The sequence below is a fragment of the Pseudomonas sp. F2 genome (genome assembly GCF_057174385.1).
Window position 1 is genome coordinate 5927229 of record NZ_CM169904.1, and the last position, 24655, is coordinate 5951883.

Sequence of the window (24655 nt, forward strand, 5' to 3'; positions counted from 1 at the left end):
CGCCTTACTGAGGCGAAACTTCAGTTTTCGGTTTGCCGAAGTGCCACTCGTAAACCACAAACTTGAAGTCCTTCAGGTCGCCCTTGGCGTCGAAGCTCAGGTCGCCGGTAGGGGTCTTGAAGGTGCCGGCGTGAATGGCTTCGGCCACTTTGGCTGCGTCTTCGGACTTGGCTGCCTTGATGCCTTCGGCAATCACTTCAACCGCCGAGTAGGAAGGGAACACGAACGGGCCGCTCGGGTCTTCTTTCTTCGCCTTGAACGCATCTGCCAGGGCAACGTTGGCCGGATCCTGGTCGAAGGATTTCGGCAGGGTCACCAGCAGGCCTTCGGAGGACTCTTTGGCGATCTGCGAAATGGAGTCGTTACCCACGCCTTCCGGGCCCATGAACTTGGCTTTCAGGCCTTTTTCCTGGGATTGACGCAGGATCAGGCCCAGCTCCGGGTGGTAGCCGCCGTAGTAAACGAAGTCGACGTTGGCTTGTTTGAGCTTGGCGATCATCGAGGAGAAGTCTTTGTCGCCGGCGTTGACGCCTTCGAACACGGCGACTTTCACGCCTTTCTTCTCAAGAGTCGCCTTGACGGCGGTGGCGATGCCTTCACCGTATTGCTGCTTGTCGTGCAGGACGGCAACGATTTTCGGCTTCACGTGATCGGCAATGTAGTTACCGGCGGCAGGGCCCTGGGCGCTGTCCAGACCGATGGTGCGGAAGACCATTTTGTAACCACGGGCGGTGATGTCCGGGCTGGTGGCAGCCGGGGTAATCATCACCACGCCTTCGTCTTCGTAGATGTCCGAAGCTGGCTGAGTGGAGCTGGAGCACAGGTGACCAACCACGAACTTGACGCCGTCGTTGACGACCTTGTTCGCAACCGCTACGGCTTGTTTCGGATCGCACGCGTCATCGTATTCAACGGCTTCGAGTTTCTTGCCGTCGACGCCGCCCTTGGCGTTGATCTGCTCGATGGCCATTTTCGCGCCACTGAATTGCATGTCGCCGTATTGGGCTACAGGACCGGTTTTAGGGCCGGCGATACCGATCTTGATGGTGTCAGCGGCGAACGAATGGCTGGCAACCCCGGCCAGAACCATAGCGGCAAACAGTTTGGAAATCTGCTTAGTAGCCTTAGTCATAGTGCTCCACTCTTACTGTTGTAATTTTTTTGAGTTCTGGCGCCGTAGCAGCAGAACCGGGTCAGATATCTTGGCGATACCCTCCGGAAATGCCCCCGGCAACTGTACCGGTACAGTGTAGAGCGCCGGTTGTTGGCCTGGGAAGCTGGCGCCAGGGGGCAAAACTTGTGGGTGTCGCATTTTTGAATGAAAAAGACAGAATTGCGGCGGGGCTTTCGGGGGGCTTATGCCCCAAACAGCAGCATTCCTTGGCGTTCCTGCTCTTTTCGTTCGGTGAAGCCATTTGCAACCGGGTTTTTCCTGCCGGACCACCGACGTTATCATTCGCGTCGATTTCTTTTCCGGACAGTCCCATGAATCAAGAACCTAGCACCCTCTATGCCAAGCTGCTTGGTGAAACCGCATCTATTACCTGGAAAGAGCTGGAGCCGTTCTTCGCCAAGGGTGCCCTATTGTGGGTCGACCCGGCCCTGGATTTGATCGCCGCCGCCGAGGCCGTGGCCTCGGACAATGGCGAGAAAGTCGCCGCCTGGCTGGCCGAAGACAAGGTCGCCAAGCTGTCTGAAACGCGGGCGCTGGATATTTTCGAGCGTGATCCAGCGCTGTGGGCGGTGGTGGTGAGTCCGTGGATTCTGGTCCAGGAAAGGGCGACTGCCTGAGACTGCGCACCTTTGTGGTGCGTCTGACCAGCGGCGAAAAGTGTGTAGCCGAGTAGCGTGATGGCACGTTGCCGTAGAGAAACACCACAAGCGCGGGTGGCATAACGGTGACGTAAACGTAACGGGAACAGTTTATTGAGCAGCCTGAGGGCTGCTTAATTGTTTCTGGATGTTGGAAGGGCTGAGATAGGGAGTTTGCGGGCCCCATCGCTGGCAAGCCAGCTCCCACAGGTTGTGTGGTGTTCACAAATGGTTGTGTTCACATGGACCTGGTGGGAGCTGGCTTGCCAGCGATTGGGGCGACTCGGTCGTCAATCAGACCGAGTAAGTCTTGCCCGTATGGTTATTCAGCGAAATAACCTTGGTCTTGCCGATCCGGTGACGGTAGATCTCGCGCAGGTACTTGATCGATTTCTTCACGCAATCGCGCGACAGGCGAATGTCGTTGATCGAAACAAACTTGTCCTTGTCGTTGATCAGTTCGCGGTACTTCTTCTCGTACATCGGTTTGATCGCGTACCAGTTGGTGTCGAGGATCTTCGCCGGGTTCTCGAATTCGTTGAGCAGATCGTCGATGCGGTCTTCGTCAAAGTCTTCATTAATGATGAAGTCGAGGATCGAGTTGTCCAGGGTCTCGTCGAAACGGTACGGGGTCTTGGCGAAGCAACGCTTGATGAACGCCACGATCAGGGTCAGGAAGTCGTCCGACAGACACGGGCTCTTGGCGATCAGGGTGGTCAGCGACAGGTTGGCCGACGCACCGATCACCAGCGCATAACGCTTGAGCGTGGTGTTGGGGAACAGGCTGTTGAGGTGGGTCTTCAACCGGTTCAGGTCCATGTAGGACAGCTTGTAGTCTTTCGGCAACGAAACGATCGACACCACCGACGAGCAGTTCTTGAAGAAGTGCAAGTCGTGCAGCGCGGCGGCGTCGTAGCCGGAATTCTTGTACTGCTCCAGCGACGCGCGATAGCGCTTGGATTCGATTGGCAGCAGGCTGATGCCTTCGATGGCCTGGGTGACCTTGTTGAAGTGCGGCAGGTCGATCGAGCGGAAGAACAGATCGTCGATGTTCAGGCGCTGCGGCTCTTTGTCGAACACCTTGAACTTGTCGCTGCTCGGCGGCGGGGTTTCCGGCACCACCGATTCGGCGTAGGCAATCGCCACCGGGCCGGCCAGGCTCATAAACAGGTCGTTGGCGTCGAGGCGAATGGTTTCGCCGATGTCGATGCCGGCGCGACGGAAGTAGTTCTGGTCGTAGTCGGTGGTCACCGCCTGCGCCGTCAGAATGTTGAAGATCTGCTGCGAGATGTACTGGTTGGCGTGCTTCTCCATCGCATTGACATCAATGTTCTGGATGTTGCCGTCATCGCTCTCTTCGGCGTAACGCATGATGTCGTTGGAGATCAGCATCATCGCGTTCCACGGGCGAATACGGCCCATGACGCTGGCTTCGCTGCTGTCTTCATTGGCGAAGTTGTAGGAGAAATCCCATTCTTCCGACAGGTATTTGCACAACAGGCGTCCGGCGTTGATGTGCAGCGCCTCGGACATTTCGCTGCGGTGATCGGAAATGTTCGGCAGCACGCAGATGCCGCTGGTGAAGATCGGCTCGAACACGAACGAATGCCCGCTCTTGCCGTCATGCTCGTCCATCGGCTTGGTGTCGAACGTCTTGTTCATGTACGAGTGCTGCTGGGCCAGGCCGAATTCCGAAGCCATGCCCGAACCGGTACCGCCGCCCGCACTGAAGATCGAGAAGTACAGGCGCGACTGGTTGGCCTTGATGCCGCAGCTGTCGATCAGGTACGAGTGGATCATTTTCCAGTCAGGGCTGGAGAAACGCTGGGTGTCCTTGTTGAGGATGATCTTGGCCAGGTACTGACCGAGGATCGGCGCGTTACCGGCGCCACCGGCATGGACTTCGGACAAATCCATGATCTTCATTTTGCTGTAGTCGCGCAGAAAGCCGCTTTTCTCGCCCTTGCGCGAGAATCGGATGCGCCCGGCAATGTCCTTGTCGAGGTCGCCGAGCATCACCAGCGGTTCGACCAGGAACACCGGTTTGCTCGACTTGTTCGGGCCGATCCGCAGATTCTGCTTGATCCACTGGGCCGGGCTGTAGCCCTTGTCGGCCAGACGCCGGTCAGCGGCGCGGTCTTCGTTGTTGAATTCGTTGAGGTAGAACTTGCGCGCGTTGTACACCAGCTCCGCGACGTCGAGGGCGATGTTCGAGCCGCAGCGACCGAGGCCGATCAGGCACACCGACGGGAATTCCTGGTCGTTGTGCTGTTCGTTGTCGCCTTCCAGGTGCGGCGGGCGCGGGAACACCAGGTCACGCAGACCGTCGAGGTTGTCGAGGATGCGGTCGGTGTTGGTTTCGGTGTAGTACAGATATTGCTGAGTGCCCAGCGGGCGCGAAGGAGGCAATGGCTTCATCGGAGCCGGGCTGTTCGCCGCAGGGCTCAGGGGCAGATCGGATACCGCAGTGGCCGGATTGTTTTTAGAAGTCATTGTGCGCCATATACCTGGACAGGGTTGGCTCGGCGACCGTTGTCATCGAGCCTCACGGAAAGAGGATCTCGCGTCTTTGACTGCGCGTATTTGGCCCGGGCGTCAGGGGCTTGGCCTGATCGTCGCGCGGGGGAATCCTTTCCTGATCGTTCATGAATCGGCCATTATTCGGTGATCTTTAATTGAAAAGAGGCAAAATGATGTCAACGCTACCTTCGTTGGGTTTTGCCGGAATCGGCCTGATGGGCTTGCCGATGTGCCAGCGTTTACTGGCGGCGGGCTACCCGTTGACCGTGTGGAACCGCAACCCGGCCAAGTGCGCGCCCCTGGTTGAAGCTGGCGCCCGGCAGGTGGCGACTCCAGCCGAGCTGTGCGAACACGCGGACGTGGTGATGCTGTGTCTGGCCGATACGGCGGTGGTGCGCGAGGTGGTGTTTGGCGCCGGCGGGGTTGTTGAAGGTGCGAAAAACGGCCAGTTGCTGGTGGACTTCTCCAGCCTCGAACCGACGGCTACTCGCGAGATGGCCGCCGACTTGGCAGGCAGGACCGGCATGGCCTGGCTTGATTCACCGGTCTCCGGCGGCGTGGTCGGTGCCGAGGCGGGCAGCCTGGCGATCATGGTCGGTGGTGCGGTGACGGATCTGGATCGGGTGCGCCCGATGTTGCTCAACCTCGGTCAGCGCGTCACGCACATGGGCGGCATCGGCGCCGGGCAGGTGACCAAGGCTTGCAATCAGATGATCGTCGCCTGCAACGCGTTGGTGATTGCCGAAGTGGTGGCGCTGGCCGAACAGGCTGGAGTCGATGCGCGCTTGATTGCCGAAGCGCTGGCCGGTGGCTTTGCCGATTCGAAACCGCTGCAGATCCTCGCCCCGCAAATGGCCGAAAGCCGTTTTGAACCGGTGAAATGGCACGTGCGCACGCTGCTCAAGGATCTCGATACGGCGGTGAAATTCTCTCGCGAACAAGGCTCGGCCACGCCGATCAGCGGATTGGCCGCACAACTGATGCGCCTGCATGGGGCGCAGGGTTTTTTGCAGAAGGATCCAGCGACTCTGGTACACATGTACCGCGCGCCAGACTCAGTGGATTGACCGAATGTGCGTGTTTGCGCTGATTGATTTCCTCGAGCACCGGACGGAGTTCATCCAGCGGCACCGGGCGGCTGAGCAGATACCCCTGAATGAAGTCGCAGCCCGAACGTTCGAGAAACTCGTACTGTTCCAGGCTTTCCACGCCTTCGGTCACCACCTGCAAGTGCAGGGTGTGGGCCATGACGATGATCGCCTGGACGATCTCCATGTCGGCAGTCGCCGCAGGAATGTCGAGGATGAACGAACGATCGATTTTCAGCGTATTGAGCGGCAGGCGTTTGAGGTAGGCCAATGATGAGTATCCGGTGCCGAAGTCGTCGATCGACAGCGATACGCCGAGGGCCCGGATCTGCCGCAACAGCACCAGCGTGTTGGCGATGTTGCCCATCAGCGCGTTTTCGGTGACTTCCAGCTCCAGCCGTTCCGGCGCGACGCCAGCGCTGCGCAGTGCACTTTCGATTTCGTTGGCCAGTTCTTCCCGGGCCAGGTTGAGCGGTGAGCAGTTCCAGGCGATTTTCAGTTCGTTGCAGCCGTGGCGCGTCAGTTCGCCGAGGTCGGTGCAGGCCCGGCGCAACACCCAGTTGTCCAGTTCGGCGATCAGGCCGTTGGTTTCGGCAATCGCGATGAAACGGTCCGGGGCCAGCAGGCCATGCAGCGGATGCTGCCAGCGAATCAACGCTTCGAGTTTGGTCACCCGGCCGGTTTTCAGTTCGAAGATGGGTTGGTAATACAGCGTCAGCCCGTGGTCTTCACGCAAAGCCAGGCGCAGCTCTTCTTCCAGTTGCAGTTCGAGGCTGGCGCGGGTCTTCATGTTCGAACTGAAAAAATGCAGGCCGTTACGCCCGGCACCCTTGGACTGATACAACGCCAGATCGGCGTGCTTGAGCAGTTCTTCGCAGGTGGTGCCGTCGTCGGGGAACAGGCTGATGCCGATGCTGGTGGTCATCACCATACGACGTCCGGCCAGTTCGATCGGCTCCTTCATTTTCTGCATGATCCGTTGCGCCATGCTGCGCGCTTCCTCGCGGTCGTGCAGGCCGATCAGGATGCAGAACTCGTCACCGCCAAAGCGTGCGACCACGTCGTCATGGCTGCGCACCGAGCCTTTGATGTGGTTGGCGATGACTTTGAGCAGGGCGTCGCCGGCGTCATGGCCGAGGCTGTCATTGATCCGCTTGAAGTGGTCGATATCGAGAAACATCACCGCGAGCATGCCGCCTTCGCTGGTTTTCTGGCTGAGTTTCTCGGCGAAGATCTGGTTGAAACCGCGACGGTTGATCAGGTTGGTCAGGGCGTCGTAATTGGCCACTTGTTGCAGCGACATCCGAGCCTGATCGAGCTGGCTGAGCAGGGCATTGACTCGGCGCAGATCCTGCTCCTTGCTCTGCAGTTTCTTGTCGGCCAGTGCCGCGCTGATCGCGCTGCCGAGAATCAACAGTGTGATCAGCGCGATGGTCAGGCCCAGTTGCAGGTGATTGGTTTCGGCACTCAAGGTGGGCGTGGCGCCTTCGGGCAACACCAGATGCAACGCGGCCATTCCGGTGAAATGCATGCTGATGATGCCGGCGCCGAGAATGATCGCAGCGGTGTATTTGAACAGTTGATGAAAACGCCCACTGCCTTCACGCAAGTAACCGGCGACCCACAGCGCGGCGAAACTGGCGCTGATCGCAATCACGATCGACAGGCAGAACGACAGCGGCTCGTAATAGGCGGTGGCCACCGAGTGCATCGCCGCCATGCCGACGTAATGCATGCCGGCTATGCCCAAGCCAATGACGATGGCGGTTTTCAGGTAATGCACCCGTGAGGGATGGGGCACGCTCAGGGTGTGCATCGCCAGCCACGAAGCGAGCAGGGCGATCACCAGGGAAAACAGGGTGGTGGCCAGTTCGTAATGGATTTCGATCGGGGTCTGGAACGCCAGCATGGCAATGAAGTGCATGGCCCAGATACCGCCGGCCAGGCAAGTGGCGCCGATCCAGCGCCAGACCCGTTGCGAGCCCGGGTCTTCGGCATGGCCGACCCGCTCGGCCATGTCGAGGGTGGCAAAACTCGCGGCGCAGGCGACCAGATAAGCCACCAGCACCAGCAAGGGATTATGTGTGCAATCGAGAATGACCTGCCCGCCGTCCGGCAGCTCGGTAACAAACTGCAAACCAAGCCACTCCATAGCATCCCCGTCTCTGAAGTCGTCCCTTCTGCGTCAGAAACGCAGGCGAATGAGAGGAGTATAGAGGCGGTTTTTATCGTGCAAGCGATAGTGGCATATTGGCGCCAACCATTTCGGCATGAGCCTCATAGCGATTGGCGCTAAGCGTCAGGCGCTCTGGTCGTAGGGGATCTGATTCCAGTCCTTCTCGAGCGGCGGCAAGCCGAAGCGGGCGCGGGCCTTGTCGCAATCGACATTCTGTTCGCCGTTCTCCCAGGACGATTCGAATTCGCGGCAGGGGCTGGAGCGCTGCTCATAAATCGAGCACTGGACCTGACTGCCCACCTCGCCGACCAGCGCCGTACAACGCGGTGATTTGCAATCGGTGCCGTTCATCGCCACCCGGCTCGGGCTGATCTGCGTCACCAGCTCATCGGGCACTGTGCCACCGGAGGAGGCGCATTCACCCCAGAAAAAAGACACGCGAAAATGGGAACAGCAGGCACCGCAATTCAGACACGGACTGACTTCGGACATTAGGAGGGCATCAAAGGGGTTGATCGGCGAATCCGGACGGATCCGGCGGCTATTCTAGGCTTCGCCATGAACTTGGGAAGGGGGGCGCGAAAGTATTTTTTTGTAGCCGGGTTTTGCCGCAAAACCCCCGGTTTACGGGGGATTGCTGCGTTATCAAGGGCTTACGTTTCTTTACAGTGCCATGGCTCATTATCAGCTTGACGAATGATCACAGACAGCTACGCACCGCCTGTCTAGATTGCAGGTTCCGGGCTCGGATGCGTCGGCAGTGAAGCCCTCATAACAATAAAGAGACGGACCCATGCAGAACTCGACCCAAGCGGCGAATGCCTGGCGCATTCTGTTCCTGTTGTTCCTTGCCAACCTGTTCAACTTCTTCGACCGCACCATTCCAGCGATCATCATCGAGCCGATCCGCATGGAGTGGCACCTGAGTGACTTTCAACTGGGGATCGTCGGTACCGCGTTTACCCTGGTTTATGCGATTGCCGGTCTGCCGTTAGGCCGCATGGCCGACACTGGCTCGCGCAGCAAATTGATGGGCTGGGGCCTGGCGACCTGGAGCGCACTGACGGCGGTCAACGGCCTGGTTGGCAGCTTCTGGAGCTTTCTGCTGGTGCGCATGGGGATCGGCATTGGTGAAGCCAGTTACGCGCCGGCCGCCAACTCGCTGATCGGCGACCTGTTCCCGGCGCACCGCCGGGCGCGGGCCATGGGCATTTTCATGCTCGGGTTGCCATTGGGATTGTTGCTGGCGTTCTTCACCATCGGTGCGATGGTCAAGGCGTTCGACAGCTGGCGCGCGCCGTTCTTTATCGCGGCGGTGCCGGGGCTGATCCTCGCGGTGTTCATGTTCTTCATCAAGGAACCCAAGCGCGGTGCGGCGGAAATCGTGCAGGTGTCCCAGGATAAAGTCGACAGACCGATCCGCCGTGTCCTCGCCGTGCCGACATTCCTGTGGCTGGTGATGGCAGGCTTGTGCTTCAACTTCGCCACCTATGCCTGCAACTCGTTTCTGGTGCCAATGCTGCAGCGGTATTTCCTGATGCCGTTGCAGGACGCGGCGGTGGCGACCGGGGTGATTGTGGGGATCACCGGGTTGATCGGTCTGACACTCGGCGGCTGGATCGCTGACAAGATTCATCAACGAGTCGCCAACGGCCGGCTGCTGTTTGCCGGCGTCAGCCTGATCATCTCGACCCTGTGCACGGCCTGGGCGTTGCACGCCGGACGGGTCGAGATTGGCGTGTTCGTCGCGGTGTTCAGCGTCGGCTGGCTGTTTGCCTATAACTTCTACACCTGCGTGTACACGGCGATTCAGGACGTGGTCGAGCCGCGTCTGCGTGCGACGGCGATGGCGTTGTTCTTTGCCGGTCTGTACTTGCTCGGCGGCGGATTGGGGCCGGTGGTGGTGGGGGCCTTGTCCGATCACTTTGCGAAATCGGCCATGGTCTCTGCAGGCGCCGAACAGATGACCGAGGCGTTCAAGGCTGTCGGCCTGCATGATGCGATGTACCTGATTCCGGTGGCGCTGTTCTTGACCATGGTGTTTCTGTTTCTGGCGGCGCGGTGTTTTGTCCGGGATGCGCAGCGGATGAAGGAGGGGTTGGTGGCAGTGGTTGAGCCTGATGTTTCTGTGGCGACTGCATGATTGCTATCGCTGGCAAGCCAGCTCCCACAGTGACCGAGTCACACGCATAATTTGTAAACACTCCAAACCCTGTGGGAGCTGGCTTGCCAGCGATGGGGCCATCAGCATCAGCTGATAAATAACAGACAAACAAAAAGGCCCGCATCACTGCGGGCCTTTTCATTTACAGCGGTGGGGCAGGGTGGTTTAACCCGCCACCAACACCCGAATCGCTTCCAGACGCAGCGCCGCTTTATCCAGCATCGCCAGACCCTGTTCACGCTGCTGGCGCAACGCATCCAGTTCGCTGTCGCGCACGGTCGGGTTGACCGCTTGCAATGCGGTCAGGCGCGCCAGTTCTTCGTCGGTATCGGCGGCCAGACGACGACGGGCCTCGGCCACGCGCTCGGCGTGACGCGGGGTGATCTTGTCTTCACCCGCGTTGATCCGTGGCGTCAGCTGATCGCGCTGGGCCTGGATGAACTTGTTGGCGCTGGCGCGAGGTACGCTTTCCAGTTGATCGTTGAGGGTTGCGAACGAGACCCGTGGCGACAGGTCGTTACCGTTGGCGTCGAGCAGGCAGCGCAAGGCGGCCGGCGGCAGGTAACGGCCCAGTTGCAGCGAACGCGGGGCAACCACTTCGCTGACGTAGAGCAGTTCCAGCAGCACGGTGCCCGGTTTCAGTGCCTTGTTCTTGATCAGCGCGACGGCGGTGTTGCCCATCGAACCGGACAGCACCAGGTCCATGCCGCCCTGCACCATCGGGTGTTCCCAGGTGATGAACTGCATGTCTTCGCGCGACAGCGCCTGGTTGCGGTCGTAGGTGATGGTCACACCTTCGTCGTCGCCCAGCGGGAAGCTGGCGTCGAGCATCTTCTCGCTCGGCTTGAGGATCAGGGCGTTTTCCGAGTGGTCTTCGCTGTCGATGCCGAACGCGTCGAACAGGGTTTCCATGTAGATCGGCAGGGCGAACTGGTCGTCCTGTTCAAGGATCGCCTCGACCAGTGCATCCCCTTCGCCAGCACCGCCGGAGTTGAGTTCCAGCAGACGGTCGCGACCGGTGTGCAGCTCTTGTTCCAGACGCTCGCGCTCGGTGCGGGCCTCGTCGATCAGTGCTTGCCACTCGCCGTCATCGGCTTCTTCGAGCAGCGGCAGCAGGCGCGGGCCGAACTGATGCTGCAAGGCGTTGCCGGTCGGGCAGGTGTTGAGGAACGCGTTCAATGCTTCGTGGTACCACTGGAACAGGCGCTCTTGCGGGCTGGTTTCCAGGTACGGCACGTGCAGTTCGATGATGTGCTTCTGGCCGATCCGGTCGAGACGACCGATGCGCTGCTCGAGCAGGTCCGGGTGCGATGGCAGATCGAACAGCACCAGGTGATGAGCGAACTGGAAGTTGCGACCCTCACTGCCGATTTCCGAGCAGATCAGTACTTGCGCGCCGAACTCTTCGTCGGCGAAGTAGGCGGCGGCGCGGTCACGCTCAAGGATGTTCATGCCTTCATGGAACACCGTGGCCGGGATGCCGGAACGCACGCGCAGGGCGTCTTCCAGGTCCATCGCGGTTTCGGCGTGGGCGCAGATCACCAGCACTTTGGTGCGCTTGAGCATTTTCAGCTGATCGATCAGCCACTCGACGCGCGGGTCGAATTTCCACCAGCGCTCTTCTTCGCTGGCGTCCGGCTGGGCCTGGAAGCTGACTTCCGGGTACAGCTCGGCGTGATCGCCCAGCGGCAGTTCGAGGTATTCGTCCGGGCATGGCAGCGGGTAAGGGTGCAGTTTACGCTCGGGGAAACCCTGCACCGCGGCGCGGGTGTTACGGAACAGTACGCGGCCGGTGCCGTGGCGGTCGAGCAGCTCACGCACCAGACGGGCGCTGGCTTCGCTGTCGCCATCGTTGACCGCGGTCAGCAGGGCTTCGCCTTCGTTGCCGAGGAAACCGTGGATGGTCTTGTGCGCTTCGGGCGACAGGCGTCCCTTGTCGAGCAGCTCCTGCACGGCTTCGGCCACCGGGCGATAGTTCTCGCTCTCGGCGCGGAAGGCGGCCAGGTCGTGGAAACGGTTCGGGTCGAGCAGGCGCAGACGGGCAAAGTGGCTGTCCTGGCCGAGTTGTTCCGGGGTCGCGGTGAGCAGCAGTACGCCGGGAATCACTTCCGCCAGTTGCTCGACCAGCGCGTATTCCGGGCTGACCTTGTCTTCGTGCCACACCAGGTGATGGGCTTCGTCGACCACCATCAGGTCCCAGCCGGCGGCGAACAGGGCATCCTGCGCCTTCTCGTCTTCGACCAGCCATTCCAGGGCAACCAGTGCCAGCTGGGTGTCTTCGAACGGGTTGGTGGCATCGCTTTCAATGAAGCGTTCTTCGTCGAACAGTGCGACCTGCAGGTTGAAGCGGCGGCGCATTTCCACCAGCCACTGATGCTGCAGGTTTTCCGGCACCAGAATCAGCACGCGATTGGCGCGGCCCGAGAGCAGTTGGCGATGGATCACCAGGCCGGCTTCGATGGTTTTCCCCAGACCCACTTCGTCTGCCAGCAGAACCCGTGGCGCGATGCGGTCGGCGACTTCACGGGCGATGTGCAACTGGTGCGCGATCGGTTGCGCACGCACGCCGCCCAGGCCCCAGAGCGAGGACTGCAATTGGCGGCTGGTGTGTTCCAGGGTGTTGTAGCGCAGGGAGAACCATGGCAGCGGGTCGATCTGTCCGGCGAACAGACGGTCGCTGGCCAGACGGAACTGAATGAAGTTCGACAGCTGGGTTTCCGGCAGGGTGACGGCTTCGTTCTGCCCGTTGAGACCGTGATAGACCATCAGCCCGTCGACATCGTCGACTTCGCGCACGGTCATCTTCCAGCCTTCGAAGTGAGTAATCGTGTCACCCGGCGAGAACCGCACGCGGGTGAGGGGCGCATTCCGTAGCGCGTACTGGCGGGTTTCGCCAGTGGCCGGGTAGAGCACGGTCAACAAGCGGCCGTCCTGTGCCAGAACGGTGCCTAAACCAAGCTCTGCTTCGCTGTCACTGATCCAGCGTTGCCCCGGTTGATACTGCTGCGCCATGCTGCCTGACTCCCACCTTGAAAAAGCGGGCTATCTTAACGGAATGCAGGCTTCAGGGCCAAAGATTACTGGGTAGGAGCTGCCGCAGGCTGCGATCTTTTGATCTACGGAAACACCTGAGTTCTACGTTGTCCCATTAAAAGATCGCAGCCTTCGGCAGCTCCTGCAGTGCCAACCCGGTCACAAGTTTGCGACCAGTGGCTCAAGGCGCCTTTGCCGCAGCCGATAGCTTGCTGACAGGAGACCCTTTATATGCTGCCACCGATGCTCCCCCTGAGCGCTGTGCCGATCACTTCCCAGCAGGATCCGATTCGCCAGCGGCCGGACATTCCTCCGGTGGTGCCGGTGCAGGAAAGCTCCAACGAAAGCACGATCGACCTGCAAAAGCGCGATCCGGAAGAGGATCGTCTGCTGGCGCGCGAAGAACAGCGCCGTCAACAGGAACGCGATCGGCGCCGTCGCGAAGCCGACGAAGACCCGGAAGAACACCTCGCCGTGCCGGGCACCGAGCTCAATGCCGACAACACTGTGCCGGTGGTGCCGCTGATGGAAGATCAGCCGCGCCAGGGCTTGTGGGTCGATATCGAGATCTGAGCCCGCCGATTTACACGAATTGTTGTCGGGTGCCGGTGTCAGGCTGCATGATTGGCGCAGCCCTGCCGCTGATGCGGCAGTTGTGTTTTCTTCAAGTGATGCGCTGAACGCCATGAGCCAAGATGAAAAACTGATCGACCTCGGCACTGAACGCGCCAAGCGTGTGCATGATCTCAACGAAAAGCGGCTGAACGAAGTGCGCAAGGCCTTCGAGCAGGCCATGCCGTTGGGAAAAACCCAGAAAAAGCCGAAAAAGAAACCGAAAAAGCGTTGATCTCCCCCTGCATCCTTTGATGCAGGTCAGTTATTTTCCCGCCTTTATCCTCTGTGTTGACCGGACTTGATCCTGGTCAATTTCTGCGCCTGCGCGATTGGTTAACTTAGCTCCATCGCAGCAAAGCAGGGGCCAGGAGGCCACAGTCATGTTTTTCGATAACGTGGTGTTTGCCGGGGTTCTGACCGTAGGTCTCATGGTTCTGTTTTTTGCAGGGTTTGGATTTTTTATCTGGAAGGACGCGCATAAGCGCAAGAAGTAGGTCTTTCCGGGTTTGATGAGCACGCAAGGCATTTTGGGCGACTTCGGTTGCCCTTTTTTTTTGTCTTGGCGGCCTTTGGGCCGACCATGTTCTTGGGGTTCTGGGTGTAGATCCGTTTCTGCGGGTGTTGCTTATTACGGTTCCGCCCTTACGGCGGGTCACCTTTTCCAAACGCCGAAAAGGTAACCCAAAAGGCTTTACCCTGACGTTCGGCCCTCGCTTAGGCTCGGGTTCCTTCGCTACGGGATTCATCCGGGGGCAGCGCCTACGGTTTGCTTCGCTGCACCTCCTCTCGCTGTGTTTGGCTGCGCCAAACGGTCGCTACGCTCCCACCCCGGATAAATCCCTCCACTCAGCCTGCCGACGGGCCCTCAGATCAAGAGCGGTACTCGAGCTAACGCTCATCGTGTTGAGTGGGGCGGCTTCGCCGCATGGGGTGTGCACGAATAAAGTTGTGGGAGCGAGCCTGCTCGCGAAGGCGGCCTGACAGCCGACCAAATTTTTAACTGATGGCACCCGATCCCAGTGTGGGAGCTGGCTTGCCAGCGATGGCGGCCTGACAGCCGACCAAACTCCAACTGAAAGCACCCAATCCCATGTAGGAGCTGCCGAAGGCTGCGATCTTTTGATCTGCTTTGGCTTTGGCTCTTGATCTGGCTTTTGATCTTCAGCCCCTTCGGCAGGCCGAGCGAAGGTGTTCATCCGGGGGTAGGCGCGCAGCGCCGTGCGGCGAAGCCGCATGCATCGAGAGGAGGTGCAGCGAAGCAAACCGTAGGCGATGCCCCCGGATGGACACCGTAGCGAGGGAACACTGAGCCTCAGCGAAGTGCCGTACGCCGGGGCAAAGCCTTTTGGGTTACCTTTTCGGCGTCTGGAAAAGGTGACTCGCTGTAAGAGCGAAACCGCCAGCAGCCGTTACCGCAGCAACGGATATGCTCACAAATCCAAACCCAAAAAAAAGGCGCGATCCTCACAAATCACGCCTTTCTCATGCACCGCTGTCTATCAGCTACCCAGCGCCTTCGACGCCAGCCAGAACAACCCGGCCGACAGCGCCACCGTCGCCGGCAAGGTCAGCACCCACGCCAGCAAAATGGTACGAACAGTCCCGCCTTGCAGGCCGCTCTTGTTGGCGACCATGGTGCCGGCCACGCCCGAGGACAGCACGTGGGTGGTGGATACCGGCAGGCTGAAGATGTTGGCCATGCCGATCAGACTCGCGGTGGTGATCTGCGCCGACATGCCCTGGGAATAGGTCATGCCTTGCTTGCCGATCTTCTCGCCGATGGTCAGTACCACGCGTTTCCAGCCAACCATGGTGCCCAGGCCCAAGGCCAGCGCGACCGCCAGAATCACCCAGAACGGGGCGTATTCGGTGGTGGTGGTCAGGTCTTTGCGCAGTTTGTCCAGGTCAGCCTTTTCACGCGCTTCCAGGCCTGGCAGCTTGCCGACTTTCTTCGCAGTGTCGTCCAGGCACAGCAGGTAGCGACGCACTTCGATGCGGCTTTCCGAGGACAGCGAATGGTAGTCCGCTACACCTTTAAGCGTATCGAGCAGGGCGTTGATGGTCGGTTCGGTCTGCTGCGGGTTGCAGCGGAATTTCTCCGGCAGGTCGCCTTCAACGCTTTTGCCCAGGGCCAGGAATTCGCCCAGGGAGTCGGCATTGCGCTTGTAGAACTGGCTCAGGTGCAGGGTCGCGTCGCGGGTGCGTTCGATCTGGTAAGTGGTGCTGCTCAGGTCGAGGACGAACTGCGCAGGCACGATACCGATCAACACCAGCATGATCAGGCCGATGCCTTTCTGGCCATCGTTGGAGCCGTGCACGAAGCTCACGGCCATGGCCGAGATCACCAGGACCAGGCGGTTCCAGAACGGCGGGTGTTTCTTGTCGTCGATCTTGCGGCGCTGTTCCGGGGTCTTGTGCATCTTCGACAGCGGGCGCCACCACTTCAGGCCGATCAGGATCAGCGCGGCGATCAGGAAGCCAGCCATTGGCGAGAACACCAGCGAAGCGCCGATGTCGATCGCTTTCTGCCAGTTCACACCGTCGGCCAACGGGATGTTGTTGATCAGGGCGTTGGCCAGGCCGACGCCAAGGATCGAGCCGATCAGGGTGTGAGAACTGGAGGCCGGGATACCGAAGTACCAGGTGCCCAGGTTCCAGGTGATCGCCGCGGCGAGCAACGAGAACACCATCGCCAGGCCATGGCCGGTGTTCACATTGATCAGCAGTTCTACCGGCAGCAGGTGAACAATGGCATACGCCACGCCAACGCCGCCCAGCAACACGCCGAGGAAGTTGAACACACCGGAGAAGAACACCGCCAGGTGAGGCGGCATGGCTTTGGTGTAGATAACAGTGGCTACCGCGTTAGCGGTGTCATGAAATCCATTGATGAACTCGAAGGCGAGGACAAACGTCAGGGCGAGCAAGAGGCTCACAAGCACCCAAGCATCCAGTCCGCTGAATAAATCGATCATGAAGGTTTTCTGACCCGGTCATAAGGGGGCGCGATTATGCCAGAAAAGACTGGAAATCGATCCCCTACCTGCTCATCGGTAGCAATCAATGTCGAATTAAATTGTTGCAAGGTGCAAAGCCCGAGCGTGTTGCAGGGTTTTTCAAGTGTTTGATTCTCTTGAGAAAACCTTCAGGCAGCAGGCGTTTCGTCGAGTGCGCGAGGGCCTCAAACGCTTGTGTGAAATATCTCTGAAACGAGCCAGACACGCTCCTTTCCCGCGCAACACGGGGGAGGTGGCCGCTGCCCGCGGGTAGCGGGCGCGCAAGGCATTGTCGGGTCACCGCGCTCGTAGCCGGTGGCGACGCAGACCCTCGAAAAACTCACAATCGCCGGTTCATGGCTCTTCGGTTTTGAGTTCTTCTTCCATCTTTTTCAGTTCTTGCTGGAAAACCTGATCCTGAACAGTGGGGCGTTTACGCCATGCTTTGCGTTCCGGTTCCGGTTGAGCGGCGTAGGTGGTGACTTCCCCGCCGTAAACTTCCTTGTAACGTTGTTCCTGGCGCTCAAGTTCCGCGCGCAGTTCGTCTTTCGTCACAGTGCTACCTGTTTGAGTTGAGATGAATGTCTGGTGAAACGCACGGCAACGAGTCGATTGAGCGCGTCCACCGAAAGGTCATGCCCGTAAAGGCATTGGAGTTATCGGCAGGGCGGTCAAGACTTCCATGTTGCAGGCGGCTGCGACACCAGATTAAAACTGACGCAGCATCAGTTGCCTGTTTCCGCGGGCGCTGTCGTTGCATGAGTCATGCGCGTCAGCGCTGGCCGGAGCTGTCGGCGATTGGCATCGCTTCGGCAGGTGGCGGCTTCGGTGAATAAAACCGGCCCCACTGAGAGGCATTATAGCGGTCGATTCGGGATTGACTATCTTTGCCAAGTTAAAAACGGTTCCAGATGTGTGATTGTTTTTGTGACTGACAATTTTTATCGCTAGTTGAAATCCGCTGAAACCTTTACGCGCTCAGTGTTGTGTTTCTGACGCCATTAAGTCGAACAACTAACGCACGATGGAAAGTTGGATTAACCCGTTCCATGGTCGACCCGGCAAACCATGAAGAGCCTGTGCCGCGGATTGCGATAATCGGTCGATGGTTCGATAATCGCCCAATCTTGGCGTCCCGGTCCTTGTGCATTTGCCGGCGAGCCGCTTGTATGGCCATTGATCCGTGCCGGAAAAAAGGACAAAAAATGAACGATCAAATGCGCAACTCCTTCACCTCCGTGGCGCCGCCGATCGTCGCGTCGCCAGCCAAGCGTATCCAGGCGCTGACGGGCGATCCGGATTTCATGACCTCGCTGGCCCGTGGCCTGGCGGTGGTGCAGGCGTTTCAGGAGCGCAAGCGGCACCTGACCATCGCCCAGATCAGCCATCGCACGGAAATTCCCCGCGCCGCCGTGCGCCGTTGTCTGCACACCTTGATCAAGCTGGGTTACGCCACCACCGATGGCCGCACGTACTCGTTGTTGCCCAAAGTGCTGACCCTCGGCCACGCGTATCTGTCGTCGACGCCGCTGGCGGTCTCGGCCCAGCCGTACCTCGACCGCATGAGCGAGCAACTGCACGAAGCCTGTAACATGGCCACGCTCGAAGGTGACGACATTCTGTACATTGCCCGTTCGGCGACCACGCAACGGCTGATCTCGGTGGATCTGTCGGTGGGCGGACGTCTGCCGGCCTATTGCACCTCGATGGGCCGTATCCTGCTGGCGGCGCTGGACGACACTTCGCTGCGCGAATACCTCGACCATGCCGAACTGGTGGCCAAGACCAGCCGCACCCTGCATACCCCGGAAAGTCTGCTCGCATGCCTGCAGGAAGTGCGGCAACAGGGCTGGTGCATCGTCGATCAGGAGCTGGAGCAGGGCCTGCGCTCGATTGCGGTGCCGGTCTACGATGCATCGGGCCAAGTGGTGGCGGCGCTCAACGTCAGTACCCACGCCGGCCGCGTCAGCCGCACCGAGCTGGAGCAACGCTTCCTGCCGGGCCTGCTCAGCGCCAGCCGCGACCTCAGCGCGCAACTGTTCGCCTGATGAAGCTGTTCGATAAACGCACAGTGTTGCGTTTATCGAATTGACGCTAAAACCCTCGGATCATTAATGTCGCGGCAGCGTCATCCGGCGCCGATATGAATGAGCCTGCCGGATTGTCGACTCCCATAATAATGACAAGAGGCAACTCACCATGCGCATGCTCCCCGACTGTCTCAGCTCCGTTCCCTGTTGCCGGATTCACCGCAACGCCTGATCCCGACCTTCTATTCTTGTGACCGTGCCGCTCTCTGGCCGGCCGCCGTTCGACTGCGTTTTTTGCGTGGAATAAAAATAATGAACCAGCCTCAGTCCGCTGTAGGTAACTGCCTCGACGTGCAGACCTTCATCAATGCCCAACCGATCTCGCGCTATCAGTGGCGGGTGGTGATCCTGTGTTTCCTGATTGTGTTTCTCGATGGCCTCGACACAGCGGCGATGGGCTTTATCGCCCCGGCGCTGTCTCAGGACTGGGGCATCGACCGCGCCAGCCTCGGCCCGGTAATGAGTGCCGCGTTGATCGGCATGGTCTTTGGCGCTCTGGGTTCGGGCCCTCTGGCTGACCGTTTCGGGCGCAAAGTGGTGCTGGTCGGCGCGGTGCTGCTGTTCGGCGCTTTCAGCCTGGCCTCGGCGTACAGCACCAACGTCGAGCAATTGCTGGTGCTGCGTTTTCTGACCGGTCTCGGCCTGGGCGCCGGCATGCCCAACGCAACCACGCTGCTCTCGGAATACACCCCGGAGCGCAAAAAGTCATTGCTGGTGACCAGCATGTTCTGCGGCTTCAACCTCGGCATGGCCGGCGGCGGTTTCATTTCGGCGAAGCTGATCCCGGCGTTCGGCTGGCACAGCCTGCTGCTGATCGGCGGGATCCTGCCGCTGATCCTCGCGGTGGTGCTGCTGTTCTGGCTGCCGGAGTCGGCGCGTTATCTGGTGGTGCGCAATCGCGGCACCGAGAAAGTGCGCAAGACCCTGTCGCCGATCGATCCGGTCGCCGTGGCGCAAGCTTCGAGTTTCAGCGTTCCGGAGCAGAAAACCGTCAAGGCGCGCAACGTCTTCGCGGTGATTTTCTCCGGCACTTACAGTGTCGGCACTTTGTTGCTGTGGCTGACCTACTTCATGGGCCTGGTCATCGTCTATCTGCTGACCAGTTGGCTGCCGACCCTGATGCGTGACAGCGGCGCGAGCATGGAGCAGGCGGCGTTTATCGGCGCGTTATTCCAGTTCGGCGGGGTGTTGAGCGCGGTCGCTGTCGGCTGGGCGATGGACCGCTTCAATCCGCACAAGGTCATCGGCACGTTCTACCTGCTGGCCGGGGTGTTTGCCTACGCGGTGGGGCAGAGCCTGGGCAATATCACATTGCTGGCGACCCTGGTGCTGGTGGCGGGGATGTGCGTCAACGGTGCGCAATCGGCGATGCCTTCGCTGGCGGCGCGGTTTTATCCGACGCAGGGACGCGCGACCGGGGTGTCGTGGATGCTCGGGATTGGCCGGTTCGGCGCGATTCTCGGGGCGTGGATGGGCGCGACGTTGCTGGGGCTGGGCTGGAACTTCGAACAGGTGCTGACGGCGCTGGTGATTCCGGCGGGGTTGGCGACGGCGGCGGTGGTGATCAAAGGTGTGGTCAGTCATGCGGATGCGACCTGATATTTCGATGTAAAGCGAAAAGATCGCAGCCTTTGGCAGCTCCTGCATGTGAACGCGTAACCTGTAGGAGCTGCCGCAGGCTGCGATCTTTTGGCGATCAACACGGAACGATAGGGTGATAACAATCCGTTCGATAAACGAACACTCAGTCGATTATCGGATTGTTTGGCGATTTTCTGCGGCTTAATCTGCAGTGACTCCGGCGCTGAACCTCGCGCCTTTTTCTCACTGGCGATTCACTACAAAAACGGGAGCCTGCTCCATGGCTGAGATCCTTTCGCTGCACGACGCGGTGAAGCAATTCGTCAACGACGGCGACACCGTCGCGCTCGAAGGCTTCACTCACCTGATCCCTACGGCGGCGGGTCATGAAATCATTCGTCAGGGCAAGAAAGATCTGACCCTGGTGCGGATGACGCCTGACCTGATCTACGACCAACTGATCGGTGCCGGTTGTGCACGCAAGCTGATCTTTTCCTGGGGCGGCAACCCCGGTGTGGGTTCGCTGCACCGTCTGCGCGACGCGGTCGAAAAGCAATGGCCGCATGCCCTGGAAATCGAAGAACACAGCCACGCCGACCTGGCCAACGCCTACGTCGCCGGCGCTTCCGGCCTGCCGTTCGCCGTGCTGCGGGCCTACGCCGGTTCCGACCTGCCGAAAGTCAACCCGCTGATCAAATCCGTGACCTGCCCGTTCACCGGTGAAGTGCTGGCCGCGGTGCCGTCGGTGCGTCCGGACGTGACCGTGATCCACGCGCAGAAAGCCGACCGCCAAGGCAACGTGCTGTTGTGGGGCATTCTCGGGGTGCAGAAAGAAGCCGCGCTGGCAGCCAAGCGCTGCATCGTCACGGTTGAAGAAATCGTCGACAACCTCAACGCGCCAATGAACGCCTGCGTGCTGCCAACCTGGGCCTTGAGCGCGGTCTGCCATGTACCCGGCGGCGCGCATCCGTCCTACGCCCACGGTTACACCGAACGCGACAATCGTTTCTATCAGGCGTGGGATCCGATCGCCCGCGACCGTGAGACGTTTACCGCGTGGATCAACGAATACATCCATGGCTGCGCTGACTTCAGCGCGTTCCAGGCCAAGTTGGCCGCTGCTTCGGAGGCCAAGTAATGACTTACACCACCAATGAAATGATGACCGTCGCGGCGGCCCGTCGCCTGAAGAACGGCTCGGTGTGCTTCGTCGGCATCGGCCTGCCGTCGAAAGCCGCCAACCTCGCGCGCCTGACGTCGTCGCCGGACGTGGTGCTGATCTACGAATCCGGCCCGATTGGCGCCAAGCCCAGCGTGCTGCCGCTGTCGATCGGTGACGGCGAGCTGGCGGAGACCGCCGACACCGTCGTGCCGACCGGTGAGATTTTTCGCTACTGGCTGCAGGGCGGGCGCATCGACGTCGGTTTTCTCGGCGCGGCGCAGGTCGACCGTTTCGGCAACATCAACACCACCGTGGTCGGCGACTACCACGCACCGAAAGTACGCCTGCCGGGTGCCGGTGGCGCGCCGGAAATCGCCGGTTCGGCGAAGAGCGTGCTGATCATCCTCAAGCAGTCGGCGCGTTCGTTCGTCGACAAGCTCGACTTCATTACCTCGGTCGGTCACGGCGAGGGCGGCGATTCGCGCAAGCGTCTGGGCCTGCCGGGCGCCGGTCCGGTCGGGATCATCACCGACCTGTGCATCATGGAGCCGGAAGCGGGCACCCACGAATTCGTGGTCACCGCTCTGCATCCGGGCGTGACCCGTGAACAAGTGGTCGCCGCCACCGGTTGGGCCATTCGTTTTGCCGACAACGTGGAAACCACGGCGGCACCGACCGAGGTCGAACTGACCGCGCTGCGCGATCTCGAAGCGCGCACCGCCGCCGCCCACGGCCAGGCACCGGGAGAAGCATGATGCGTGACGTGTATATCTGCGACGCGATTCGTACGCCCATCGGCCGTTTCGGCGGTGGACTGGCCGCCGTCCGTGCCGACGATCTGGCCGCTGTGCCGATCAAGGCGCTGATGGAACGCAATCCGTCGGTGGACTGGAATGCAATCGATGAAGTGTTCCTCGGCTGCGCCAACCAGGCCGGCGAAGACAACCGTAACGTGGCGCGCATGGCGCTGTTGTTGGCCGGTCTGCCGGAGAGCGTGCCGGGCGTGACCCTCAACCGTCTGTGTGCTTCGGGCATGGACGCGATTGGCACTGCGTTCCGCGCCATTGCCAGCGGTGAGATGGAGCTGGCGATTGCCGGCGGCGTCGAGTCGATGTCCCGCGCGCCGTTCGTGATGGGCAAGGCGGACGCAGCGTTTTCGCGCAACATGAAGCTGGAAGACACCACCATCGGCTGGCGTTTCATCAACCCGCTGATGAAGGCCCAGTACGGCGTCGATGCGATGCCGCAGACCGCCGACAACGTCGCCGACGACTATAAGGTGTCGCGCGCCGACCAGGACGCGTTCGCCCTGCTCAGCCAGCAACGCACCGCCGCTGCACAAGCGGCGGGCTACTTCGCCGAGGAAATCGTCGAAGTGCGGATCGCCCACAAGAGGGGCGAAACCGTGGTCAGCCAGGACGAGCATCCACGCGCCGACACCACGCTTGAAGCGTTGGCCAGATTGAAGCCGGTCAACGGCCCGGACAAGACGGTTACTGCCGGCAACGCGTCCGGCGTCAACGACGGTGCTGCTGCGCTGATTCTCGCTTCGGCTGAGGCGGTGAAGAAACACGGCCTGACCGCCCGCGCCAAAGTGCTCGGGATGGCCAGCGCCGGCGTTGCGCCGCGCGTCATGGGCATCGGCCCGGTGCCGGCGGTGCGCAAACTGATCGAGCGTCTTGGTGTGGCGGTCAGCGATTTCGATGTGATCGAACTCAATGAAGCCTTCGCCAGCCAAGGTCTGGCGGTGCTGCGTGAATTGGGTCTGGCGGATGATGCGCCGCAGGTCAACCCGAACGGTGGCGCGATTGCCTTGGGCCATCCGTTGGGCATGAGCGGCGCGCGACTGGTGCTGACCGCGCTGCATCAGCTGGAAAAGACCGGCGGCAAGAAAGGTCTGGCGACCATGTGCGTCGGCGTCGGGCAGGGTCTGGCCCTGGCCATCGAACGCGTCTGACGCAGCGCGTCGACTGATAAGAACAGAGGAAAGCGAAATGACTGACAAGCCTGGCTACCGTCGTCCGCAGGAAGGCACCCAGCCTGAATACCTGCACCCGACGTATCAATCCACCAACCTGCGCTCGCCGTCCAAGCCGTTGGTGTTTCTGCCGCATTCGTTGTCGGAGATCACCGGCCCGACCATCGGTGCCGAACGTGTCGCCGACAAGGACAACGACCTGACCGCCCAGCACGACGGCGAGCCGTTGGGCGAGCGCATCATCATTCACGGCCGTGTGCTCGACGAAAACGGTTTGCCGGTGCCGGGGATTCTGGTGGAGATCTGGCAGGCCAACGCCGCCGGCCGCTACAACCACCAGCGCGACCTGCACGACGCACCGCTGGATCCGAACTTCACCGGCACCGGCCGCACCGTAACCGACGCCGATGGCTGGTATCAGTTCCAGACCATCAAGCCCGGCGCCTATCCGTGGGGCAACCACCACAACGCGTGGCGCCCGGCGCACATCCATTTCTCGCTGTTCGGGCCGAGCATCCTCACCCGTCTGGTGACGCAGATGTATTTCCCCGGCGACCCGCTGCTGGCCTACGACCCGATCTACAACTGCGTGCCGGACACCTCCGCCAAGGAGCGTCTGATCGCCGCTTTCGATCTGGAAAAAACCATTCCGTCCTACGCCCTCGGCTATCGCTGGGACATCGTCTTGCGCGGCCGCGACGCCACGCCGATGGAGAAATAAGATGACGCTGACTGCCACCACGTCCCACACCGTCGGGCCGTACTACCACATCGGCCTGACCTGGCTGAATCGCGAAAACCTCGCGGTCGAACAAACCCTCGGCGAGCGCGTGGCGATCACCGGCCAAGTGGTTGACGGCAACGGCGATGTGGTCAACGACGCGATGCTCGAAGTCTGGCAGGCCAACGCTGCCGGCAAGTACGCACACCCGGAAGACGAGCAGGACAAACCGCTGGACCCGCATTTCGAAGGTTTCGGCCGGGTGCCGGTGGACGCCGAAGGGCGCTTCCGTTTCACCACGATCAAACCGGGCACGGTCGAGGGCCTGAAGGGCACGACCCAGGCGCCGCATCTGGTGGTGCTGGTGTTTGCCCGTGGCTTGGTCAAGCACTTGCTGACACGCATCTACTTTGAAGGTGAGCCGGCGAACGTCAATGATCCGCTGCTCGAATGTGTGCCGGCCGAGCGACGCGCCACGTTGCTGGCGAAGCCGGATGCGGCAGGGGTTTATCAGTGGAATGTGATTTTGCAGGGCACTGAGGCGGAGACGGTGTTTTTCGATTATTGATCGCAGCTCATTCCGTTGGAGTGAGTTTGTGGTGAGGGGATTTATCCCCGATGGGCTGTGAAGCAGCCCCAAGACCGGATTTCACGGTGAAACTGACACACCGCGTCTGCCGGATTTGCGAGTGCTGCGCACTCGATCGGGGATGAATCCC

At 60.5% G+C, this 24655-nt stretch carries 20 protein-coding genes; 13 read left to right on the top strand and 7 right to left on the bottom strand.

The features are described 5' to 3' along the window. Positions 1 to 4: 4 nt before the first annotated feature. A complete protein-coding gene (locus AC193Q_RS26765; protein WP_047292128.1) occupies positions 5 to 1132 on the bottom strand; it encodes a branched-chain amino acid ABC transporter substrate-binding protein in 1128 nt (375 codons plus the stop codon). Between the two features lie 353 nt (positions 1133 to 1485). Here AC193Q_RS26765 and AC193Q_RS26770 point away from each other — a divergent pair, with 353 nt between their 5' ends. Next, positions 1486 to 1791: a DUF2288 domain-containing protein gene (locus AC193Q_RS26770; protein ID WP_121184123.1), complete on the top strand. Its 306-nt coding sequence runs from the start codon at positions 1486 to 1488 to the stop codon at positions 1789 to 1791. A 315-nt stretch (positions 1792 to 2106) separates the two neighbouring features. Here the strand turns inward: AC193Q_RS26770 and AC193Q_RS26775 are convergent, their stop codons facing one another. Beyond that, positions 2107 to 4305, bottom strand: a complete 2199-nt coding sequence (locus AC193Q_RS26775; protein WP_041070561.1) for a hypothetical protein — start codon at positions 4303 to 4305, stop codon at positions 2107 to 2109. 197 nt (positions 4306 to 4502) lie between these two features. On the opposite strand from AC193Q_RS26775, the gene AC193Q_RS26780 reads away from it, so the two are divergent. Next, entirely contained in the window at positions 4503 to 5399 is an 897-nt protein-coding gene (locus AC193Q_RS26780) for an NAD(P)-binding domain-containing protein (protein ID WP_183082835.1), read from the top strand. Here AC193Q_RS26780 and AC193Q_RS26785 read toward each other — a convergent pair. Both AC193Q_RS26785 and AC193Q_RS26790 read right to left on the bottom strand, forming a co-directional pair. Further along, positions 5290 to 7572, bottom strand: a complete 2283-nt coding sequence (locus AC193Q_RS26785) for a bifunctional diguanylate cyclase/phosphodiesterase (protein ID WP_121184125.1) — start codon at positions 7570 to 7572, stop codon at positions 5290 to 5292. The genes AC193Q_RS26780 and AC193Q_RS26785 overlap by 110 nt on opposite strands. A gap of 147 nt (positions 7573 to 7719) precedes the next feature. After that, the gene (locus tag AC193Q_RS26790) at positions 7720 to 8088 is read right to left on the bottom strand and encodes a YkgJ family cysteine cluster protein (RefSeq protein ID WP_041070557.1); all 369 of its coding nucleotides are present in this window, start codon (positions 8086 to 8088) and stop codon (positions 7720 to 7722) included. A 301-nt stretch (positions 8089 to 8389) separates the two neighbouring features. On the opposite strand from AC193Q_RS26790, the gene AC193Q_RS26795 reads away from it, so the two are divergent. Further along, positions 8390 to 9739: a spinster family MFS transporter gene (locus AC193Q_RS26795; protein WP_121184127.1), complete on the top strand. Its 1350-nt coding sequence runs from the start codon at positions 8390 to 8392 to the stop codon at positions 9737 to 9739. A 186-nt stretch (positions 9740 to 9925) separates the two neighbouring features. On the opposite strand, the gene rapA is transcribed toward AC193Q_RS26795, so the two are convergent. Further along, entirely contained in the window at positions 9926 to 12772 is a 2847-nt protein-coding gene (rapA, locus tag AC193Q_RS26800; RefSeq protein ID WP_121184129.1) for an RNA polymerase-associated protein RapA, read from the bottom strand. Positions 12773 to 13024: 252 nt separating this feature from the next. On the opposite strand from rapA, the gene AC193Q_RS26805 reads away from it, so the two are divergent. From AC193Q_RS26805 to ccoM, 3 genes are all read left to right on the top strand, one after another. Further along, the gene (locus AC193Q_RS26805) at positions 13025 to 13366 is read left to right on the top strand and encodes a hypothetical protein (RefSeq protein WP_003222394.1); all 342 of its coding nucleotides are present in this window, start codon (positions 13025 to 13027) and stop codon (positions 13364 to 13366) included. Positions 13367 to 13385: 19 nt separating this feature from the next. Further along, entirely contained in the window at positions 13386 to 13640 is a 255-nt protein-coding gene (locus AC193Q_RS26810) for a hypothetical protein (protein WP_131669914.1), read from the top strand. Positions 13641 to 13788: 148 nt separating this feature from the next. After that, positions 13789 to 13902 carry a cytochrome c oxidase subunit CcoM gene (ccoM, locus tag AC193Q_RS26815; protein ID WP_041070550.1) on the top strand — a complete coding sequence of 38 codons (114 nt, stop codon included), beginning with the start codon at positions 13789 to 13791 and terminating at the stop codon, positions 13900 to 13902. A gap of 1005 nt (positions 13903 to 14907) precedes the next feature. Here the strand turns inward: ccoM and AC193Q_RS26820 are convergent. Both AC193Q_RS26820 and AC193Q_RS26825 read right to left on the bottom strand, forming a co-directional pair. Next, positions 14908 to 16383, bottom strand: a complete 1476-nt coding sequence (locus AC193Q_RS26820) for an inorganic phosphate transporter (protein ID WP_007963152.1) — start codon at positions 16381 to 16383, stop codon at positions 14908 to 14910. Positions 16384 to 16758: 375 nt separating this feature from the next. Further along, positions 16759 to 16959: a hypothetical protein gene (locus AC193Q_RS26825; protein ID WP_003222398.1), complete on the bottom strand. Its 201-nt coding sequence runs from the start codon at positions 16957 to 16959 to the stop codon at positions 16759 to 16761. Between the two features lie 650 nt (positions 16960 to 17609). On the opposite strand from AC193Q_RS26825, the gene pcaR reads away from it, so the two are divergent. The 7 genes from pcaR (at position 17610) to pcaG (ending at position 24504) form a co-directional block, all read left to right on the top strand. Continuing rightward, positions 17610 to 18452, top strand: coding sequence for a pca regulon transcriptional regulator PcaR (pcaR, locus tag AC193Q_RS26830; protein WP_041070522.1), 843 nt, complete (start codon positions 17610 to 17612; stop codon positions 18450 to 18452). A 294-nt stretch (positions 18453 to 18746) separates the two neighbouring features. Further along, entirely contained in the window at positions 18747 to 20093 is a 1347-nt protein-coding gene (pcaK, locus tag AC193Q_RS26835; protein WP_047292142.1) for a 4-hydroxybenzoate transporter PcaK, read from the top strand. A gap of 262 nt (positions 20094 to 20355) precedes the next feature. Then, positions 20356 to 21213: a CoA transferase subunit A gene (locus AC193Q_RS26840; RefSeq protein WP_041070518.1), complete on the top strand. Its 858-nt coding sequence runs from the start codon at positions 20356 to 20358 to the stop codon at positions 21211 to 21213. Continuing rightward, the gene (locus tag AC193Q_RS26845) at positions 21213 to 21992 is read left to right on the top strand and encodes a CoA-transferase subunit beta (protein ID WP_007963157.1); all 780 of its coding nucleotides are present in this window, start codon (positions 21213 to 21215) and stop codon (positions 21990 to 21992) included. The genes AC193Q_RS26840 and AC193Q_RS26845 overlap by 1 nt, the downstream gene beginning before the upstream one ends. Next, positions 21989 to 23194, top strand: a complete 1206-nt coding sequence (pcaF, locus tag AC193Q_RS26850; protein ID WP_183082836.1) for a 3-oxoadipyl-CoA thiolase — start codon at positions 21989 to 21991, stop codon at positions 23192 to 23194. The genes AC193Q_RS26845 and pcaF overlap by 4 nt, the downstream gene beginning before the upstream one ends. A gap of 37 nt (positions 23195 to 23231) precedes the next feature. Continuing rightward, a complete protein-coding gene (pcaH, locus tag AC193Q_RS26855; protein ID WP_007963162.1) occupies positions 23232 to 23936 on the top strand; it encodes a protocatechuate 3,4-dioxygenase subunit beta in 705 nt (234 codons plus the stop codon). Position 23937: 1 nt separating this feature from the next. Then, positions 23938 to 24504, top strand: coding sequence for a protocatechuate 3,4-dioxygenase subunit alpha (gene pcaG, locus AC193Q_RS26860; protein ID WP_047292153.1), 567 nt, complete (start codon positions 23938 to 23940; stop codon positions 24502 to 24504). The last annotated feature ends 151 nt before the right edge of the window (positions 24505 to 24655 follow it).

Bases quoted from the DNA above. Each gene is read 5' to 3' on its own strand.
- pcaH (WP_007963162.1), top strand. From the start codon at position 23,232: ATGACTGACAAGCCTGGCTACCGTCGTCCGCAGGAAGGCACCCAGCCT.
- AC193Q_RS26820 (WP_007963152.1), bottom strand. From the start codon at position 16,383: ATGATCGATTTATTCAGCGGACTGGATGCTTGGGTGCTTGTGAGCCTC.
- AC193Q_RS26805 (WP_003222394.1), top strand. From the start codon at position 13,025: ATGCTGCCACCGATGCTCCCCCTGAGCGCTGTGCCGATCACTTCCCAG.
- pcaK (WP_047292142.1), top strand. From the start codon at position 18,747: ATGAACCAGCCTCAGTCCGCTGTAGGTAACTGCCTCGACGTGCAGACC.
- AC193Q_RS26840 (WP_041070518.1), top strand. From the start codon at position 20,356: ATGGCTGAGATCCTTTCGCTGCACGACGCGGTGAAGCAATTCGTCAAC.
- pcaR (WP_041070522.1), top strand. From the start codon at position 17,610: ATGAACGATCAAATGCGCAACTCCTTCACCTCCGTGGCGCCGCCGATC.
- AC193Q_RS26765 (WP_047292128.1), bottom strand. From the start codon at position 1,132: ATGACTAAGGCTACTAAGCAGATTTCCAAACTGTTTGCCGCTATGGTT.
- AC193Q_RS26790 (WP_041070557.1), bottom strand. From the start codon at position 8,088: ATGTCCGAAGTCAGTCCGTGTCTGAATTGCGGTGCCTGCTGTTCCCAT.
- AC193Q_RS26845 (WP_007963157.1), top strand. From the start codon at position 21,213: ATGACTTACACCACCAATGAAATGATGACCGTCGCGGCGGCCCGTCGC.
- AC193Q_RS26775 (WP_041070561.1), bottom strand. From the start codon at position 4,305: ATGACTTCTAAAAACAATCCGGCCACTGCGGTATCCGATCTGCCCCTG.
- rapA (WP_121184129.1), bottom strand. From the start codon at position 12,772: ATGGCGCAGCAGTATCAACCGGGGCAACGCTGGATCAGTGACAGCGAA.
- AC193Q_RS26795 (WP_121184127.1), top strand. From the start codon at position 8,390: ATGCAGAACTCGACCCAAGCGGCGAATGCCTGGCGCATTCTGTTCCTG.
- AC193Q_RS26785 (WP_121184125.1), bottom strand. From the start codon at position 7,572: ATGGAGTGGCTTGGTTTGCAGTTTGTTACCGAGCTGCCGGACGGCGGG.
- AC193Q_RS26770 (WP_121184123.1), top strand. From the start codon at position 1,486: ATGAATCAAGAACCTAGCACCCTCTATGCCAAGCTGCTTGGTGAAACC.
- AC193Q_RS26780 (WP_183082835.1), top strand. From the start codon at position 4,503: ATGATGTCAACGCTACCTTCGTTGGGTTTTGCCGGAATCGGCCTGATG.
- pcaF (WP_183082836.1), top strand. From the start codon at position 21,989: ATGATGCGTGACGTGTATATCTGCGACGCGATTCGTACGCCCATCGGC.
- pcaG (WP_047292153.1), top strand. From the start codon at position 23,938: ATGACGCTGACTGCCACCACGTCCCACACCGTCGGGCCGTACTACCAC.
- ccoM (WP_041070550.1), top strand. From the start codon at position 13,789: ATGTTTTTCGATAACGTGGTGTTTGCCGGGGTTCTGACCGTAGGTCTC.